This is a genomic window from Emticicia sp. GW821-FHT11C11 (assembly GCF_058808615.1).
Genome location: NZ_JBXARV010000006.1, coordinates 1 through 3,225, shown reverse-complemented (window position 1 = coordinate 3,225; position 3,225 = coordinate 1). Strand labels below are relative to the sequence as shown.

At 48.5% G+C, this 3,225-nt stretch carries 2 tRNA genes and 1 rRNA gene; all 3 read left to right on the top strand.

Annotated elements, in window-relative coordinates:
* Positions 1 to 4: 4 nt before the first annotated feature.
* The 3 genes from AC1RRY_RS21865 (at position 5) to AC1RRY_RS21855 (ending at position 3,181) form a co-directional block, all read left to right on the top strand.
* Positions 5 to 81: transfer RNA gene (locus AC1RRY_RS21865), tRNA-Ile, on the top strand.
* Between the two features lie 18 nt (positions 82 to 99).
* Positions 100 to 173, top strand: a tRNA-Ala gene (locus AC1RRY_RS21860).
* A gap of 196 nt (positions 174 to 369) precedes the next feature.
* A 23S ribosomal RNA gene (locus AC1RRY_RS21855) occupies positions 370 to 3,181 on the top strand.
* Positions 3,182 to 3,225: the final 44 nt, after the last annotated feature.

Genomic DNA, 3,225 nt, shown 5'->3' with positions numbered 1-3,225 from the left:
AAAGGGGCTTGTAGCTCAGGTGGTTAGAGCGTTACACTGATAATGTAAAGGTCCGTGGTTCGAGTCCACGCAGGCCCACCAAAATATTCACAAGAATACGGGGGTTTAGCTCAGCTGGCTAGAGCACCTGCTTTGCAAGCAGGGGGTCAACGGTTCGAATCCGTTATCCTCCACAGAAGAGTAATAAGTTAACTGATACTTTAAAAATCGGGTTTAGTTCTTTACGAAGAAACAGGTAGTAATACCGCAAGTCAGTTAAGAGTATACGGATACTCAGCATATCTAGCACAGCTTGGTAGATGTTGAGTGTATACTTGAGATTGGATGAAGTTATTTGACATGATGGAAGAGAGAAAAAAAGAGATAAAGTAGGAGCTACATAAGGGCGTACGGAGGATGCCTAGGGTCTCAGAGGCGAAGAAGGACGTGATAAGCTGCGATAAGCTACGGGGAGAAGCACATTTTCTGTGATCCGTAGATTTCCGAATGGGGCAACCCAGTAGTTTGAAGAACTACTACCATACCAAGTATGGAGCTAACTCGGTGAACTGAAACATCTAAGTAACCGAAGGAAAATAAAACAACAGTGATTCCGCAAGTAGTGGCGAGCGAACGCGGAGAAGCCCAAACCATCCTTGTTACGGCAAGAGTGGGGTTATAGGACTGCATTTAGGATTTATGTTTAAGTTGAATGATTTGGGAAAGTCATCCATAGAGTGTGAGAGACACGTAAACGTACCGACATAGAAACGAGCAGTATCCTGAGTAGGTGGGGACCGGTGGAATCCCCTCTGAATTCGGCGGCACCATCCGCCAAGGCTAAATACTCCTGAGACACCGATAGTGAACTAGTACTGTGAAGGAAAGGTGAAAAGCACGGGGAGTACCCGGGTGAAATAGAACCTGAAACCGTACGCTTACAAGCGGTCGGAGCTGGCGTGTCCAGTGACGGCGTGCCTTTTGCATAATGACCCTACGAGTTACGGTCACCGGCAAGATTAAGTATTTCAGATACGTAGTCGAAGCGAAAGCAAGTCTGAATAGGGCGAATAGTCGGTGGCTGTAGACGCGAAACCTTGTGATCTACCCATGGTCAGGTTGAAGGTTGGGTAAAACCAACTGGAGGACCGAACCAGTTAACGTTGAAAAGTTTTTGGATGAACTGTGGGTAGGGGTGAAAGGCTAATCAAACTGGGAAATAGCTCGTACTCTCCGAAATGTATTTAGGTACAGCGTCGAGGTTGAGTTATATCGAGGTAGAGCTACCAATAGGATGCGGGGGAGTCAAATCCTACCAAATTCTGATAAACTCCGAATGCGATATAATATACTCGGCAGTGAGGGCTTGGGTGCTAAGGTCCGAGTCCAAAAGGGAAAGAACCCAGAACTACAACTAAGGTCTCTAAATCTATACTAAGTTGAACTAAGGAAGTCTGATTGCAGAGACAGCCAGGATGTTTGCTTGGAAGCAGCAATCATTTAAAGAGTGCGTAACAGCTCACTGGTCGAGCGAGGCGGGCATCGATAATAAACGGGCATCAAGTATAGTACCGAAGTTTAGTCAAGATGTAAATCTTGGGTAGGAGAGCATTCTATTTGCGGCGAATGTGTACTGTGAGGTATGCTGGAGCGGATAGAAAAGCAAATGTAGGGATAAGTAGCGATAATGTATGTGAGAACCATACACACCGAAAGACTAAGGATTCCTCAGCTACGTCAATCAACTGAGGGTTAGTCGGGTCCTAAGGATAATGCGAAAGCAGAAGCCGATGGCAAACAGGTTAATATTCCTGTACTGGTGATGGTGCGATGCGGGGACGGAGTGTCGGAGTGAATACGTCCTGACGGAATAGGGCGTTGAGAGGAGGCTTAGGCTGAATCGAATTCGTGAAGAGACTTCCAAGAAAAGCCGCTAAGCTTCAGCCATTTACCACCCGTACCGTAAACCGACACAGGTAGTCGAGGCGAGAAGCCTAAGGTGCTCGAGTGAGTCACAGCTAAGGAACTCGGCAAATTAACCCTGTAACTTCGGGAGAAGGGGAGCCTACAGCAATGTAGGCCGCAGAGAAATGGCCCAGGCGACTGTTTAACAAAAACACATGGCTATGCTAAGTTTAATGACAAAGTATATGGCCTGACACCTGCCCGGTGCTGGAAGGTTAAGAGGGGATGTCATCGCAAGAGAAGCATTGAATCGAAGCCCCAGTAAACGGCGGCCGTAACTATAACGGTCCTAAGGTAGCGAAATTCCTTGTCGGGTAAGTTCCGACCTGCACGAATGGTGTAACGATCTGGGCACTGTCTCAGCTGTGAGCTCGGCGAAATTGTAGTAGCGGTGAAGATGCCGCTTACCCGCCACGGGACGGAAAGACCCCGTGAACCTTTACTATAGCTTAACGTTGAATTCGGGTAACTGATGTGTAGGATAGGTGGGAGGCTGTGAGCCGGTGTCGCTAGGCATCGGGGAGCCAACGTTGAAATACCACCCTTTGGTTATTTGGATTCTAACTCGCAGAGCGAGGACACCGTTTGGTGGGTAGTTTGACTGGGGTGGTCGCCTCCAAAAGAGTAACGGAGGCTTCCAAAGGTAGTCTCAGCACGCTTGGTAACCGTGCGTTGAGTGCAATAGCAAAAGACTGCTTGACAGTGAGACCAACAAGTCGAGCTGGCTGGAAACAGGGGTATAGTGATCCGGTGGTTCTGTATGGAAGGGCCATCGCTCAAAGGATAAAAGGTACTCCGGGGATAACAGGCTGATCTCCCCCAAGAGCTCACATCGACGGGGAGGTTTGGCACCTCGATGTCGGCTCGTCACATCCTGGGGCTGGAGAAGGTCCCAAGGGTTCGGCTGTTCGCCGATTAAAGTGGCACGCGAGCTGGGTTCAGAACGTCGTGAGACAGTTCGGTCCCTATCTGTGGTGGGCGTTGGAAGATTGAGAGGGTCTGACTTTAGTACGAGAGGACCGAGTTGGACGTACCGCTGGTGCATCTGTTGTCCTGCCAAGGGCACGGCAGAGTAGCCAAGTACGGACGGGATAAACGCTGAAAGCATCTAAGTGTGAAACCCTCCTCAAGATGAGTCTTCCATTGAGATTCGTCATAGACGATGACGTTGATAGGCTACAGGTCTAAAAGTGGTAACACCCAGCCGAGTAGTACTAATGAATCGAGGGCTCCTAATTTTTTTATCTGTTTTTTTCTCTCTCCATTAAAGTCATATAACGA